The 14,443-nt window shown below is 70.8% G+C and carries 13 protein-coding genes; 6 read left to right on the top strand and 7 right to left on the bottom strand.

The genetic code is table 11. From position 1 onward, the window contains the following. Window positions 1-430: 430 nt before the first annotated feature. From ACFYNP_RS08865 to ACFYNP_RS08850, 4 genes are all read right to left on the bottom strand, one after another. A complete protein-coding gene (locus tag ACFYNP_RS08865) occupies window positions 431-1,144 on the bottom strand; it encodes an ABC transporter permease (protein WP_388783895.1) in 714 nt (237 codons plus the stop codon). After that, window positions 1,144-2,073 carry an ABC transporter ATP-binding protein gene (locus ACFYNP_RS08860; protein WP_388783892.1) on the bottom strand — a complete coding sequence of 310 codons (930 nt, stop codon included), beginning with the start codon at window positions 2,071-2,073 and terminating at the stop codon, window positions 1,144-1,146. Before ACFYNP_RS08860 ends, ACFYNP_RS08865 begins: the two co-directional genes overlap by 1 nt. A 43-nt stretch (window positions 2,074-2,116) precedes the next feature. Further along, window positions 2,117-2,287: a hypothetical protein gene (locus ACFYNP_RS08855; RefSeq protein WP_388783889.1), complete on the bottom strand. Its 171-nt coding sequence runs from the start codon at window positions 2,285-2,287 to the stop codon at window positions 2,117-2,119. A gap of 113 nt (window positions 2,288-2,400) precedes the next feature. Beyond that, on the bottom strand, window positions 2,401-3,222 hold the full coding sequence (locus ACFYNP_RS08850) for a BTAD domain-containing putative transcriptional regulator (protein WP_388783886.1): 822 nt from the start codon (window positions 3,220-3,222) through the stop codon (window positions 2,401-2,403). A 621-nt stretch (window positions 3,223-3,843) separates the two neighbouring features. Here ACFYNP_RS08850 and ACFYNP_RS08845 point away from each other — a divergent pair. The 4 genes from ACFYNP_RS08845 (at window position 3,844) to ACFYNP_RS08830 (ending at window position 8,080) form a co-directional block, all read left to right on the top strand. Continuing rightward, window positions 3,844-4,764 carry a hypothetical protein gene (locus ACFYNP_RS08845; RefSeq protein ID WP_388783883.1) on the top strand — a complete coding sequence of 307 codons (921 nt, stop codon included), beginning with the start codon at window positions 3,844-3,846 and terminating at the stop codon, window positions 4,762-4,764. 46 nt (window positions 4,765-4,810) lie between these two features. Beyond that, complete coding sequence (locus tag ACFYNP_RS08840) at window positions 4,811-5,140, top strand: hypothetical protein (RefSeq protein WP_388783880.1); 330 nt, start codon at window positions 4,811-4,813, stop codon at window positions 5,138-5,140. Next, window positions 5,137-5,544: a hypothetical protein gene (locus ACFYNP_RS08835; RefSeq protein WP_388783878.1), complete on the top strand. Its 408-nt coding sequence runs from the start codon at window positions 5,137-5,139 to the stop codon at window positions 5,542-5,544. The genes ACFYNP_RS08840 and ACFYNP_RS08835 overlap by 4 nt, the downstream gene beginning before the upstream one ends. Window positions 5,545-5,644: 100 nt before the next feature. Beyond that, complete coding sequence (locus ACFYNP_RS08830) at window positions 5,645-8,080, top strand: sensor histidine kinase (RefSeq protein WP_388783876.1); 2,436 nt, start codon at window positions 5,645-5,647, stop codon at window positions 8,078-8,080. A 153-nt stretch (window positions 8,081-8,233) separates the two neighbouring features. Here ACFYNP_RS08830 and ACFYNP_RS08825 read toward each other — a convergent pair whose 3' ends face one another. After that, entirely contained in the window at window positions 8,234-8,848 is a 615-nt protein-coding gene (locus tag ACFYNP_RS08825) for a DNA-binding response regulator (RefSeq protein ID WP_388783874.1), read from the bottom strand. A 458-nt stretch (window positions 8,849-9,306) separates the two neighbouring features. Then, entirely contained in the window at window positions 9,307-9,573 is a 267-nt protein-coding gene (gene rpsT / locus ACFYNP_RS08820) for a 30S ribosomal protein S20 (RefSeq protein WP_100578273.1), read from the bottom strand. 226 nt (window positions 9,574-9,799) lie between these two features. Between rpsT and lepA the strand changes: the two genes are divergently transcribed. Both lepA and ACFYNP_RS08810 read left to right on the top strand, forming a co-directional pair. Next, window positions 9,800-11,665 (top strand): translation elongation factor 4, encoded by a 1,866-nt coding sequence (gene lepA / locus ACFYNP_RS08815; RefSeq protein WP_388407530.1) that lies wholly within the window; start codon window positions 9,800-9,802, stop codon window positions 11,663-11,665. A gap of 237 nt (window positions 11,666-11,902) precedes the next feature. Continuing rightward, complete coding sequence (locus tag ACFYNP_RS08810; protein WP_388783871.1) at window positions 11,903-13,786, top strand: AMP-dependent synthetase/ligase; 1,884 nt, start codon at window positions 11,903-11,905, stop codon at window positions 13,784-13,786. Between the two features lie 66 nt (window positions 13,787-13,852). Here ACFYNP_RS08810 and ACFYNP_RS08805 read toward each other — a convergent pair whose 3' ends face one another. Next, window positions 13,853-14,440 carry a two-component system response regulator gene (locus ACFYNP_RS08805; protein ID WP_388407535.1) on the bottom strand — a complete coding sequence of 196 codons (588 nt, stop codon included), beginning with the start codon at window positions 14,438-14,440 and terminating at the stop codon, window positions 13,853-13,855. Between the last annotated feature and the right edge of the window lie 3 nt (window positions 14,441-14,443).

The following is a 14,443-nucleotide window of genomic DNA, read 5'->3' as shown; positions in this document are numbered from 1 at the left end:
TCGGCGAGTTTCCGCCGCACCAACCAATCCTCGACCCCGACCTCCAACCCTCAACCTCCAAGCCCCAAGCCCCAAGCTCCAACCCTCAACCTCAGAGCCTTAAGCCCCAAGACTCAACCTCCAAGCTCCAACTCCCCACCCACGCCTGTCCTTTGGAGGACATCATGAGCCACCTCATCATCGGCCTCGCTGTCACCGTCGCCGTCTGTCTGGTCGTCAAGTTCGGTGGCGATGCCCTCAAGAAGCGCCGCGACTAGGCGGTACGCCGGGACCGGAAGGCCCGCCGACCACACCGGTCGGCGGGCCTTCCGTATGCCTCCATCGCATGTGCGCCAACCCCAGCACCGACACGAACCCAAACGCCGGCCCCGGCAACAGCCAAGAGCCCGCAGGGGGAGACCCTGCGGGCACTTGGGGTACGGGGGGCGGGTCAGGCGCGGCGGCCGCCCCTGCGGTAGGCGAAGGCGGCGAAGGCCGCGAGCAGCGCCGTCCACAGGGCGAGCACCGCGAGGCCGGTCCTGCTCGGCGCGGAGTTCGCGGCCGCGTCCCACGACAGCTGGGCGTAGCGGTAGACCGGGGTCTCCTTCGACAGCGGCTGGAGCCAGCTGGGCAGCGTGTCGGTCGGCATCATCAGACCGCCGAGCAACGTCAGCGTCAGATACGAGACGGTGCCGGCGATCTGGGCGAGCTGCGCCTTGAAGAGGTAGCCGATGCCGATGCCGAGCATCGCGAGCGGGGCGATGCCGACCCAGAGCAGCAGGAAGATCTCCAGCCACGTGCCGGGCGACAGGTCCACGCCCCGGTAGAACTTGCCGATCAGGCCGATGACCACGATGGGCAGAATGCCGAGGCAGGTGGCGACGGCGCCGCGGGCGACGACGACCTGCACCGGTGAGAGCGGGGTGAGCCGCAGCTGGCGCAGCCAGCCGAGCGCCCGGTCCTCGGCGATGCCGGTGCCGTTGGTGATGACCACGCCGAGCGCGCCGAACGCGGCCGCGCCGACCATGGCCCGCACCAGGGACTCCTGGTCGGGGCCGCCGCCCGCGAGCGTGACGTAGAGGCCGACCGGCATGACGAGGCTCATCATGAGGTAGCCGCCGTTGCGGACGAGCCGCAGGATTTCGAGGCGGATGTAACCGAGCATCAGGTGGTCCGTCCTTCCGGAGCGGCCGCCGCGTGGCGGGACTGGTGGGTGAGCGCGATGAAGGCCTCTTCCAGGCCCACGCCCGACACCTCCAGATCGGTGAAGGCGTCGGCGCGCGACAGCGCGTGCACCGTGGAGTCGGAATCGCTGGTGCGCAGGTGGACCCGGCCGCCGCGGTACTCCACGGAGTTGACGCCCGGCAGCAGGTCGAAGCCCTCCTGCCGGCCGCGCGGTACGAAACTGACCGTACGGCCCTCGATCATGGACTTGATCTGCGAAGTGGTGCCGTCGGCGACCACCCGGCCCGAGGCGATGACGACGACGCGGTCGGCGCTGTCGTCGGCCTCTTCGAGGTAGTGCGTCGAGAAGAGCACGGTATTGCCGCGCTCCGCGTACCGCTGCATCGCGGCCCACAGCTCGCGCCGCGACTCCACGTCGAGTGCGGCGGTCGGCTCGTCGAGGACCACCAGGTCCGGGTCGCCGGCCAGCGCGAGGGCGAAGCGCACTCGCTGGGCCTGGCCGCCGGAGAGCCGGTCCACATTGCGGTTCGCGATCTTGGAGAGCTCGGCGAGGTCCAGGATCTCCTGGAGCGGCAGCGGCTTGCGGTAGGTCTGGCGGACGAAGTCCACCAGCTCGCGCACCGACACCCGGGGAATCATCTTCCCCTCCTGGAGCATCGCGCCCAAGTGCCCGGCGCGCATGGCCAGTTCGGGCTTCTTGCCGAAGACCTCGATCCGGCCCTGGTCCGGCGGGAAGAGCCCGAGGAGCATGTTGATGGTGGTGGACTTGCCGGCACCGTTGGGACCGAGCAGGGCGACCGTCTCACCTCGATGGATCGTCAGATCGATCCCGTCGACGGCACGGACGCTTCCGTACTCCTTGACGACACCCTCGAAGACGACCGCGGGCGGGCCGTGCTGTTCTGCCATGGGGGGTGGCACCTGTTCCCTTTCCTGTGTGAGTGGACGCATGTCAGATCAGCCCTTCCAAGGTCTGGACCGGTTCGATGGGGCCTGGCAGGGGTTCGGTCTCCGCGCGTACGTCCCGCGCGGCCTTGCGGTGTCGCTCGTGCTCCAGGAGGTCCACGAGGGCCTCCCGGGCGAGCGTCGGGTCGGGGTCTGCCGGGGCCCGACCGCCGGTCATGCCCACGAGCGTGACCGGCCCCGCTTGAGTGCGACTTGATCCGCACTCGGCCGGTCGTCGTCCGGCGCTGCTCACGTCCGACGCCAGCGGCGCTCGGGCCACGCACGCGCCGATCAGGCCGCGGCGAAGAGGTCGAGCACGGGGCGGCGCCCGGCCAGGTGTGAGTCGAGCGCCGGGTCACCGGCGAGCACCGCGCGGTGCAGTTGCTGGAGCCGCACCGAGGGGTCGAGCCCGAGTTCGTCGGCGAGCCCGCGGCGCAGGTTCTGGAACGCGTCCAGCGCCTGCCACCGCCGCCCGGAGCGGTAGAGCGCCACGATGCACTGGGCGTACAGCCCCTCGTGCAGCGGATGACGAGCCGTCAGAGAGGCCAGTTCGGCGAGCAGTTGCCTGTGCCGTCCGAGTCGCAGATCGGAGTCGATCCGCTGCTCAAGGACACCGAGCCGGCTCTCCTCCAGGCGGACCAGCTCGATCTCAAGCAGCGGTCCGAGACGGACGTCCACCAGGGCCGGTCCGCGCCACACGCCGAGCGCCTCGCGGTACAGCGCGGCCGCGCGCTCGTCGTCGCCGCGCTCGGCGGCACCCCGCGCGGCCGCCACCAGACGGTCGTACGCGTGCACGTCCACCGCACCCGGCGGCACTTCGAGGAGGTAGCCGCCGTGCCGGGTGGCCAACACCTCGCGTGCGGTGCGGGGACCGTCCGGGCCGAGTGCCCCCGCGATCAGCCGACGCAGCTGAAGGATGTACGTCTGGAGGGTGGTCGGGGCGCTGCGGGGCATGTCGGAGCCCCAGATCTCCTCCATCAGCGTCGGCACGGGCATGACCTGGTTGGCGTACAACGAGAGCAGCGCCAGTATCTGCCGCGGCTTGCCGGCGCTCGGGACCACCGACGTGCCGCCCGACTCGGCCATGAGCGGACCGAGAACCTTGATCTCCATGGGATTCCTCCGGGGTCGGATCTGCCGGATGCCCCGATGGTTTCGGACCCGGCTCCAAGCACCCTCAAAAGCTGTCACCAGGGCCCGACTTGTGGCAGTGCCGCGCTCCTGAACCCGGCATGTGAGTGTCCCGGGGGCGGGTATGAAAGTTTCACGTCCATCCCGTGACCGCGGCACTTGGGCGGATCCGAGCGACCCGGCAGAGTGCTGGAGGTCGGCCCGATCGGAAGCGGCCCGACGTCGGCCTCCCCCGCGGCCGAGCCGGTCGTGCCCGGAACCCGGACCGGATCAGCCCGACCGCGCCGACCGCGCCGACCGCGCCGACCGCGTACGAGGCCCGCGCCCCGGTCCTCCAGTCCCCCCGGCCCTCCCCAGTCCCCCCGGCCCTCCCCGGTCCGCCAGTCCTCCCGGGGTCCGACCAGTCCCCCCGGTCCTTCAGCCCCCCAACCCCCAGCCCCCTGTTCCCCCCCGTTCCACCGAGCCCGCAGTCCCGCAGCGCCCGCACAGCCGAACCCCCGCAGCGCCTGCACAGCCGACGTCCCGCACCCCCGCACGCCCGCACGCCCGAACTCCCGCACGGCGCGGGCGAACCACACCCTGCCGGTGGAAGGACCCCCTCTCATGCGTATCGACCGCCTCGCGGCACGTGAACTCGGTGAGTTCTGGTCGCTGCGCGAGGACGTCACGGTGCGGTTCGGCCGGCGCACCGTGCTGCGTACGCCCTGGGGGGAGCTGTGCATCCATCGGCCGGGGTCATTACTGTGCGAGGCGCTGCGCCGGATGCAGCTCGGCCCGGTGTCGCTCGCCAATGTGGTGCCCGGCTTTCCCGGGTACGACGTGCCCGAGAGCGAGTGGAACGATGCCTCGCGGGAACTCCTCGACGCCCTGGACCCGCTGCAACACGTGATCGTGCGGCACCTGGCCATCGGCGCCTCGCCGCTCCTGAGCGTGATACCCGTCTCGCCGCACGCCACCTTCCACCCGCCCTCGGACCCGCCTCCGGACCCGGACCCGTTCCCTCCCGGAGGCGGCTTCCGCCCGCTGGAGGAGGCGGTGCCGGGTCGGCCGGGGCGCGATCCGGTGCTTTCGTACGAAGGACGTGACCACCGCGTCGAACTGCGCGGACCGGATGCTCCGAAGCTGCTGCTCCATTTCCAGCTGGGCGACGGCGCTTCTCGGCCACCGGTCGACGGCAGGCTGCCGGAGACCGTCGTCCGCGCGGCCCGTGCGTACGTGGTCGCCGCCGGAATGCTCTCCCCGGTGGATCCCGATCCCCCAGGTGCCATCGGCCGGGAGCAGCGGAACAACCGGGAACAGCGGAACAGCCGGGAGCAGCGGGAGCGCCGGGAGCACCGGGAGCAGCGGGAGAACCGGTCCAGCACTACAGATCCGGCGTCCGGATTACCTATGATCCGGACCGGAGACGTGCTTCCGACCGAGCACAGTGGGCCATGGGGGACGGGTGACAGCAGTACGGGGCGATCGGGCGGAGACGACTTCCCCCGAGGCCGAAGCCAAGACCGAAGCCGAGGCGGCAGCTGAGGGGGCAGCCGAGGCCGGGGGCCGGGTCCGCCCGCCACGTAAGGCCATGGTCATCACGGCCGTGGTGTTGCTGGGGTTCTTCGTGATCGACGGCTCCTTCATCTGGGTCGAGCACCCGCCGGCCTGGGAACGCGTCGGCGCCGTATTCGGCTTCCTCGCCCTTCTCGTTCTGCAACTCGGCCACTCCTTCCCGGAGTTCCTTCCGGGGCTGCGCCGGTACCGGCATGCGACCTGGGTGGTCCAAGGGCTGCTCACCTACGTTCCGATGCCGCTGGTCGGGGACGCGTGGGGCGGTATGCAGGTGTTCCTGCGCGACGCCTGGCTCGGGCTGCACTCGCCGATGTGCGGGCGGTCGCGGACGGGCGGCAGCGGATGAGCCTGACCGCCGAGGCCGAGAGCGCCGGCGCGATACTGGCCGGGGCGGGGATCCGGGCCACGGTCGACACCGCCTGCGGCGAGTTGCCCGGCGACGTGGAGACGGTGCGGGCCACCATGCTGCGCGAGGGCGTGACCAACGTGCTGCGGCACAGCAGGGCCGAGCACCGCGAGATCACCGCCGAACGGACCGCGGCCGGGGTGCGGCTGACACTCGTGAAGGACGGGGTGGACGGCTGCGGGGACGCCTGGCTCGACTCGAAGATCAGCGGCGGCAGCGGCATCGGTAACCTGACGAGCCGGGCGCACGCGGTGAACGGGCGTCTGGTGGCGGGGGCGCGGGCGGACGGCTGGTTCGAGTTGACGGCGGAGGTCGAGATCCTCGCCGCCGCGGTCGCGGCCTGATGGAGAGCTCGCCACCGCCGCCCGGCGGGACGCGGGCCGCAGGCCAGAGGGAGCGCGGGCAGCGCCCGCGATCGAAGATGTGCAAGCTCATGGGGGAGAGTTGAGAACCGATGCGGTCGCCCGCACGGGCGGGGACACGACGAGTGGGACGGATCCGGCGCTGCCGAGGCGTACGGCGGTCGCGATCACCGTCGGGGTGCTGTTCGGCTTCTTCGTGATCGACGGCTCCTATGTGTGGTTCGAGTATCCGCCGCTGTGGGAGCTGGCCGCCGTCGTGCTCGGCTTCGCGGCCATGCTGGGGTTGCAGCTCGCCCATTCGTTCCCGGACCTTGCCCCCTGGTCCGCTCGTCACCGCTACGGGACGTGGGTACTCCAGGGCCTGCTCGCCTATCTGCCGATCCTCAGGTACGGGATCGCCTGGGGCGGGATGTCGGCGTTCCTCACGGCCTCCGCGGTGCTGGTGTTCCCGGGGGCGCTCGGCTGGGGCCTCTTCTGCCTCGGCTACCTCGGAGAGGCCCTCGTCTTCTACCACTTCCGAACGGGCTGGGACTCCGCCACCTACGCGCTGGTCGAATCGGCCCTGATCCCGCTGACGGTCATCGGGCTCTCCCGGATGTCCGACATGATCGTGAAGCTGCACCGTTCGCGCGAGGAGCTCTCGCGCCTGGCCGTGGCCGGTGAGCGGCTGCGCTTCGCCCGCGATCTGCACGACGTCCTCGGATTCAGCCTGTCCGCCATCTCGCTCAAGTGCGAGCTCGCCTACCGGCTGCTCGCGGACTCGCCCGACCGGGCGCGGGCCGAGGTCGGCGAGGTGCTCAGGACCTCGCGCGGGGCGCTCGCCGACGTACGCGCGGTCAGCCGCGGCTATCGGGAGATGTCGCTGTCGGGCGAGGCGCACGCGGCGGTGTCGATGCTGGGCGCGGCCGGCATCCGTACCTCGCTGGACATCGACGGGAGCGCGTTGCCGCACGAGGTGGACGCGGCACTCGCCACCGTGCTGCGCGAGGGCCTGACGAACCTGTTGCGGCACAGCAAGGCGGAACAGTGCGAGATCAGAGCCGAGCAGCGGTCGGGGACCGCGGTGGTGACACTGGTCAACGACGGCGCGGGACGCGGCCGGTCGCCGAGGACCGCGACGGACGGCACCCTGGCCGCGCTCGCGGACCGCATCGCCGCGCTCGGCGGCGCACTGACCTACGGCCCGGACGGCTCGGGCCGGTTCTGCCTGCGGGCCGCCGTACCGGTCGCCGGCCACCTCACCGGCCGGCTCGCCGGTCATCCTGACGCCCACCCCGGTGACCATCCCGAGGTCCACTCCGACGGCCGGGCCGAGGCCGGCCACATGGCGGCCGCTGCGATCGTCGACGACGAGCAGCCGGCGGTGCAGCCGCACGGCCTGGGCCACCGGGACCTGGTGCCGCGGGCCGCCGCCGCGTTCAACTGCGCGGTCCTGGTGAGCTACTTCCTGGCGTACTCCGTGCTGTCGATCTCCTTCGGGCCCACTCCCGGGCGCATCCTGTCCATTGAACTCCCCCTGCTGGCCATGCTGTTGGTCCAGCTGGCGGTGTCCTTCCAATGGGCCCCCGGACGGGCGGAGCGGCTACCGCGCGCGGTGCGCCAAGGCGTGTTGGGCGCGGCCCTGGTCGTGTTCCAGATCGTCCCGACCTTCCTCATCGGGCCGACCTACATGGGCATGCCGGGCTTCCTCGCGGGGACGGCGCTGCTGATCCTGCCGGGCCGGGTGGCATGGCCGGTGTTCGCCGCGGTCGTCGTGGGCGCCGACGTCCAGCTGTATCTGATCGACCCGCTCCTCCAGGACCTCATCTACTTCGGCGCCTACACCCCGATCTGTGGTGCGGTCGTGTTCGGGCTGGCACGGCTGTCCCGGTCGGCCTCCGAACTGCACCGCTCCCGTACGGAGATCGCCCGCCTGGCGGTGACCACGGAGCGACTCCGGTTCGCCCGTGATCTGCATGATCTGCTCGGTTTCAGTCTGTCCGCGATCACGTTGAAGTGTGAGCTGGTGCGGCGGCTCGCGTCGGTCCGGCCGGTGGTGGCGCGGGCGGAGTTGACCGAGGTACTGGGGATCGTGCGGCAGGCGCTGGCCGATGTGCGGACGGTGGCGGAGGGGCGGCAGCGGATGAGCCTGACCGAGGAGGCGGCGAGCGCCACCGCGATGTTGGCGGGGGTGGGGATACGGGCGACCGTGGACACCGACTGCGGTGAGCTTCCGGGCGATGTCGACACCGTGCTGGCCACGATGCTGCGCGAGGGCCTGACGAACATGCTGCGGCACAGCAGGGCCGAGCACTGCGAGATCACCGCCGAGCGGACGGCGGCGGGGGTGCGGCTGACCCTGGTCAACGACGGTGTGGGCGGGGCCGGAGCCCCCGGGCTCGCCGCGCGCCCCGGCGGCGGCAGCGGGATCGGCAACCTGACGACACGGGTCGAGGCGGTCAACGGGCGGCTCACCGCGAGTCCGCGCCCCGGGGGCCGATTCGAGCTGCGGGCCGAGGTCGCCCTGCTCACGGCCTGAGGGGCGCAATCCTGTCCCGGCCGGCCCGAAAGGGGGGTCAGGGGGAGGTCAGGCTCGTATCCATCGACGGGCCTCGTATCCATCGACGGGCGGGGAGAGGGACCGTTGAGCACGGGCTGTCGCGGCAGCCGCCGGGTGCGGTCGGGGCGGGCCTCAGGCCGAGTGCAGCCAGCCCGCATCACGGGCGATCCGGATGGCGTCGACCCGGTTGCGCGCGTTGAGCTTGCTGACGGCCGAGGTCAGGTAGTTGCGTACGGTGCCGGAGGAGAGGTGGAGGCGGGACGCGATGTGGCCGGCCTCCATGCCCTCGGAGGCGAGGTGGAGCACCTCGCGCTCGCGGTCCGTGAGCGGCGAGGGGCCCGAGTCGAGGGTGGCGAGCGCGAGGTGTGGGTCGATGACGCGCTCGCCGGCCGCGACCTGGCGGATCGCGGCGCACAGGCTGTCCGGATCGGAGTCCTTCGGCAGGAAGCCGGAGACATGGGCGGCCAGCGCCCGCCGGAGGTTTCCCGGTCGGCCCAGACTGGTCAGGATGAGCGTGCGGCACTCCGGGGCCGAGGTGTGCAGTTCGGCGGCGGCGGTGATCCCGTCGGTGCCGGGCAGGTCGATGTCGAGAACGGCGACGTCCGGCCGTATCGCCATCGCGGTCGGCACGATGTCCGTACCGGACGACAGCTCGGCGACCACTTCCAGGTCGGGCTCCAGTTCGATGAGCGACACCAGTGCCTTGCGCAGCATGTGCATGTCTTCGGCGATCAGAACGCGCACCATGGTGCCCCCCGTTGTGCTGGATCATGGGTCGGTCTTCCAAGGATTATGCAATAGGCCGCCGGGCGGGAACGCGCGCTCCTGACGGCCTCCCGAACGGGGTGCCCGGACTCGGCTCGTACCGCACCGGCCGCCGCCATGTGCCGCGCCGCGCCGCCCCGGCCGCCGTCACGTGCCGCGCCGCACTGCCCCGGCCGCCGTCACGTGCCGCCCTGAGCGCGCGGGAGACTCACGCCGCGTGGCGAGCCCGCCCCGTACGCGCCCGTACGAGCCCGTACGCGGACAGCACGAAGGCCCCGTTCCGTCCTGGGGAAGGACGGCACGGGGCCTTCGTGTCACGCGATGACTAGCGCCGCGCCCGCGTGGCGAACGCGTCCGCGCGCGGCACTGGGGTGCCGTCGGGGAGCGGTAGAGGGGCCGCTGGGTCCCGTCGGGCGGGTCGATCAGATGAAGCGGGGTGTTCAGCCCTGGAGGCCGGCCACCTTGTGCGCCAGCGCCGACTTCTTGTTGGCGGCGGCGTTCTTGTGGATGACACCCTTCGAGACAGCCTTGTCGAGCTGACGCGAAGCGGCGCGGGACGCGGCCGTGGCCTTCTCGACGTCGCCGGCGGCGACAGCCTCGTTGGCCTTGCGGATGAAGGTGCGCAGGGAGGACTTGACGGACTTGTTGCGCAGGCGCGCCTTCTCGTTCGTCTTGTTCCGCTTGATCTGGGACTTGATGTTCGCCACGAAAGAGCCTTTGCAGGTTCGATGATTCGATCTTAGGTCGGCCCCGCCGCCACAAGGGTGACGAGACACAGCTGTCCACGTTACCAGCCGCCCCCCGACCAGCCCAAACCGGGCGCAGGCCCGCAGGCGTGGGACGATAGGGGCTGCTACTTACGTATCGAACCGTCGTCGACCCGAGACGAGGCGCCGCGATCAGACCCGCGGGCCTCAAGAATCAGGACCCTGCGTGCCCGCGACTCCTCCCAACGTGCCCGAGCCGAGCCGTACCGACCCGGCGCTGATCCGCAACTTCTGCATCATCGCCCACATCGACCACGGCAAGTCGACGCTTGCCGACCGGATGCTCCAGCTGACCGGTGTGGTCGACCAGCGGCAGATGCGCGCCCAGTACCTCGACCGCATGGACATCGAGCGCGAGCGCGGCATCACGATCAAGTCCCAGGCGGTCCGTCTGCCGTGGGCGCCCAGCGAGGGCCCCGGCCAGGGCCGGGCCCACATCCTGAACATGATCGACACCCCGGGCCACGTGGACTTCACGTACGAGGTGTCCCGCTCGCTCGCCGCCTGCGAGGGCACCGTCCTGCTCGTCGACGCCGCCCAGGGCATCGAGGCGCAGACGCTGGCCAACCTGTACCTGGCCATGGAGAACGACCTCACCATCGTTCCCGTCCTCAACAAGATCGACCTGCCGGCCGCGCAGCCCGAGAAGTTCTCCGAGGAGCTCGCGAACCTCATCGGCTGCCAGCCCGAGGACGTACTCAAGGTCTCCGCGAAGACCGGCGTCGGCGTGGACGCGCTCCTGGACCGCGTGGTCCGCGACGTGCCCGCCCCGGTCGGTGTCGCCGACGCGCCCGCCCGCGCGATGATCTTCGACTCGGTGTACGACTCCTACCGCGGTGTCGTCACCTATGTCCGTGTCGTCGACGGCCAGCTCAACAAGCGCGAGCGCATCCGCATGATGTCGACCGGCGCCACCCACGAGCTCCTTGAGATCGGCGTCTCGTCCCCCGAGATGACCCCGGCCGACGGCATCGGCGTCGGCGAGGTGGGCTACATCATCACCGGCGTGAAGGACGTCCGTCAGTCCAAGGTCGGTGACACCATCACCAGCCTGCACAACGGCGCCACCGAAGCCCTCGGCGGCTACAAGGACCCGAAGCCGATGGTCTTCTCCGGTCTGTATCCGCTGGACGGCTCGGACTACCCGGACCTGCGCGAGGCCCTCGACAAGCTCCAGCTCAACGACGCCGCCCTGGTGTACGAGCCGGAGACCTCCGCGGCCCTCGGCTTCGGCTTCCGCGTCGGCTTCCTCGGCCTGCTCCACCTCGACGTGATCCGCGAGCGCCTGGAGCGCGAGTTCAACCTCGACCTCATCGCGACCGCGCCCAACGTGGTCTACCGGGTCGTCCTGGAGGACGGCAAGGAGGTCACGGTCACCAACCCGAGCGAGTTCCCCGAGGGCAAGATCTCGGACGTGTACGAGCCGGTCGTCCGGGCCACGATCCTCGCCCCGTCCGAGTTCATCGGCTCGATCATGGAGCTGTGCCAGACCCGGCGCGGCACCCTGCTCGGCATGGACTACCTCTCCGAGGACCGGGTCGAGATCCGCTACACGCTGCCCCTCGCGGAGATCGTCTTCGACTTCTTCGACCAGCTGAAGTCCAAGACCCGCGGCTACGCCTCGCTCGACTACGAGCCCACCGGCGAGCAGGCCGCCAGCCTGGTCAAGGTGGACATCCTGCTGCACGGCGACAAGGTCGACGCCTTCTCCGCCGTCTGTCACAAGGACGCGGCCTACGCCTACGGCGTGCGCCTGGTCGCCAAGCTGCGCGAGCTCATCCCGCGGCAGGCCTTCGAGGTGCCCGTCCAGGCCGCGATCGGCTCCCGGGTCATCGCCCGTGAGACCATCCGCGCCATCCGCAAGGACGTCCTCGCCAAGTGCTACGGCGGTGACATCTCCCGTAAGCGCAAGCTCCTTGAGAAGCAGAAGGAGGGCAAGAAGCGGATGAAGATGGTGGGCTCCGTCGAGGTCCCCCAGGAGGCCTTCATCGCGGTGCTCTCCAGCGACGAGTCGGGCGGCAAGAAGAAGTAGTACGCCCCGCGATCACCGGCTCTTCGCACCACCGCCACAACGGACCCCCGTGCCTTCGCGCGGGGGTCCGTTCGTTATGAAACCACTCTCCGTTGCCCCTTACGCGCCGGGCGGTGGCGCCTTACTCTGATCACGGCCCGATGGTTACTCGCCAGTTAAACAAGGGTCGGACAGCCAGAGCACTCGAACAACAAAACCAGTCGCGCAGCCTTGCCGCAGGCCAGCCCGGAGGACGTCGTGAGCGACACACAGACCTTGATCGAGAACCGGCCGCCGTCCGTGGCGACCCTCTTCGTCCAGCGCGTGGACGCCACGCCGGACGCGGAGGCCTACCGCTACCCCGTACCGGGCAGCGGCCAGAGCCCCGACGAGTGGAAGTCGCTGAGCTGGGCCCAGGCCGCCGAGCGGGTCTACGCGATCGCCGCGGGCCTGGCCGATCTCGGGGTGCGGGCCGAGGAGCGGGTCGCGCTCGCCTCCTCCACCCGCGTCGAGTGGATCCTGGCCGACCTCGGGGTGATGTGCGCCGGGGCCGCCACGACCACGATCTACCCCTCCACCAACGCCGAGGAGTCGGCGTTCATCCTGGCCGACTCCGAGAGCCGGGTCCTGATCGCCGAGGACGCGGCCCAGCTGGCCAAGGCCCGCGAGCGGCGCGCCGAGCTGCCGGAGCTGAGGCACGTCGTCGTCATCGACCCGGCCGGGGCCGAGGCGGCCGAGGGCGACCCGGAGGGCTGGGTGCTCACCCTCGCCGACCTGGAGGCGCGCGGCGCGGCCCACCTGGAGAAGAACCCCGAGGCGGTCAAGGAGCGGATCGCGGCCATCACCGCCGACCAGCTCGCCACCCTCATCTACACCTCCGGCACCACCGGCCGCCCCAAGGGCGTACGGCTGCCGCACGACAACTGGTCGTACATGGCCCGGGCCACCGTGGCGACCGGTCTCATCACCGCCGACGACGTCCAGTACCTGTGGCTGCCGCTCGCGCACGTCTTCGGCAAGGTGCTGACCTCTGGCCAGATCGAGGTCGGGCACGTCACGGCGGTCGACGGCCGGATCGACAAGATCATCGAGAACCTGCCGGTGGTCCAGCCCACCTACATGGCGGCCGTGCCCCGCATCTTCGAGAAGGTCTACAACGGCGTCGCGAGCAGGGCCCGTGAGGCCGGCGGCGCCAAGTACAAGGTCTTCCAGTGGGCGGCCGGGGTGGCCCGCGAGTACGCGAAGGTCAGCCAGGACAACTTCCGCCGCACCGGCCGGCCCGGGGCACCGTTCGCCCTGGCGGCCAAGCACAAGGTCGCCGACGCCCTCGTCTACAGCAAGATCCGCGAGGCGTTCGGCGGCCGGCTGCGGGCCTGCGTCTCCGGCTCGGCGGCGCTCGCGCCCGACATCGGCTTCTTCTTCGCCGGCGCCGGCATCCACATCCTGGAGGGCTACGGCCTCACCGAGTCCTCGGCCGCCTCCTTCGTGAACCCGGGCGAGGCCTACCGCACCGGCACCGTCGGCAAGCCGCTGCCCGGCACCGAGGTGCGGATCGCGGACGACGGCGAGATCCTGCTGCGCGGCCCCGGCATCATGGAGGGCTACCACCGGCTGCCCGAGAAGACCGCCGAGGTCCTGGAGTCCGACGGCTGGTTCCACACCGGTGACATCGGCGAGCTGTCCGTGGACGGCTATCTGCGCATCACCGACCGCAAGAAGGACCTCATCAAAACCTCCGGCGGCAAGTACATCGCGCCCGCCGAGGTCGAGGGCCAGTTCAAGGCGGTCTGCCCGTTCGTCTCCAACATCCTGGTGCACGGTGCCGACCGGAACTTCTGCACCGCCCTCATCTCGCTCGACGAGCCCACGATCCTCGGCTGGGCCAAGGAGCAGGGCATCGAGGGCGGGTACGCCGAGGTCGTGGCGGCCCCGCGGACACTGGAGCTGGTCGACGGCTACGTCAAGCGCCTCAACGAGGGCCTCCAGCGCTGGCAGACCATCAAGAAGTTCCGGCTGCTGCCCCGCGATCTCGACGTGGAGCACGGCGAGTTGACGCCCAGCCTCAAGCTGAAGCGCCCCGTCGTCGAGCGCGAGTACCGGGCCTTGATCGAGGAGATGTACGCGGGCTCCCGCGAGGCCTGAGCAACCGTCGGGGACCGCCGCGGGCCCGGCCGTCACGGATGGCGGCCGGGGCCGCCGCCCCGCCCGTCAGGGATTGCCGCGGGCCCGCTTCAGGGCCCGCAGCGCCTCCTCCAGCCGGGCCAGCTGCCGGCGCAGCTCGGCCGTCTCGCCGCGCCCGCCCCGGGCCAGCTCGTCCTCGATCGCGCCGAGCCGCGCGCCGATCTCGTCGAGCTGTTCCCGGTCGCCCGCCAGCATCCGCTCCAACTGCCGGTTCTTACGGTGCAGTTCGAGGAAGACCTGAACCTTGGCGCGCAGCACCCAGGGGTCGAAGGGCTTGGTGAGGAAGTCGGCCGCGCCGGTGGCATAGCCCCGGAAGGCATAGCCGTCGTCGCCGTCGGTGCCGGTCAGGAAGATGATCGGCACGTCCTTGGTCTGGTCGAGGCGTTTGATGTGGGAGGCCGTCTCGAAGCCGTCCATGCCGGGCATCCGCACATCGAGCAGGATCACCGCGAACCTCCGGCGCAGCAGTGCCTTCATCGCCTCCTCGCCCGAACGGGCGCGCACCAAGGGCTCGTTGAGCGATCCGAGTATGGCCTCCAGGGCGATCAGGTTGTCCTCCATGTCGTCGACGAGGAGGATGCCGGCGCCGTCCTGCGGGGGTGCCTGTGCGCTCATGCC

Origin of the sequence: Streptomyces sp. NPDC006691 (assembly GCF_042869955.1) — a bacterium.
In the GTDB taxonomy this organism is placed as follows: Bacteria; Actinomycetota; Actinomycetes; order Streptomycetales; family Streptomycetaceae; genus Streptomyces.
This window is presented reverse-complemented; position numbering and strand designations above follow the sequence as displayed.

Excerpts from the sequence above, each read along its gene's own strand:
- ACFYNP_RS08850 (WP_388783886.1), bottom strand. The coding sequence starts at position 3,222 with ATGGAGATCAAGGTTCTCGGTCCGCTCATGGCCGAGTCGGGCGGCACG.
- ACFYNP_RS08835 (WP_388783878.1), top strand. The coding sequence starts at position 5,137 with ATGAGCCTGACCGCCGAGGCCGAGAGCGCCGGCGCGATACTGGCCGGG.
- ACFYNP_RS08865 (WP_388783895.1), bottom strand. The coding sequence starts at position 1,144 with ATGCTCGGTTACATCCGCCTCGAAATCCTGCGGCTCGTCCGCAACGGC.
- ACFYNP_RS08860 (WP_388783892.1), bottom strand. The coding sequence starts at position 2,073 with ATGGCAGAACAGCACGGCCCGCCCGCGGTCGTCTTCGAGGGTGTCGTC.
- ACFYNP_RS08845 (WP_388783883.1), top strand. The coding sequence starts at position 3,844 with ATGCGTATCGACCGCCTCGCGGCACGTGAACTCGGTGAGTTCTGGTCG.
- ACFYNP_RS08855 (WP_388783889.1), bottom strand. The coding sequence starts at position 2,287 with ATGACCGGCGGTCGGGCCCCGGCAGACCCCGACCCGACGCTCGCCCGG.
- ACFYNP_RS08805 (WP_388407535.1), bottom strand. The coding sequence starts at position 14,440 with ATGAGCGCACAGGCACCCCCGCAGGACGGCGCCGGCATCCTCCTCGTC.
- ACFYNP_RS08825 (WP_388783874.1), bottom strand. The coding sequence starts at position 8,848 with ATGGTGCGCGTTCTGATCGCCGAAGACATGCACATGCTGCGCAAGGCA.
- ACFYNP_RS08840 (WP_388783880.1), top strand. The coding sequence starts at position 4,811 with ATGGTCATCACGGCCGTGGTGTTGCTGGGGTTCTTCGTGATCGACGGC.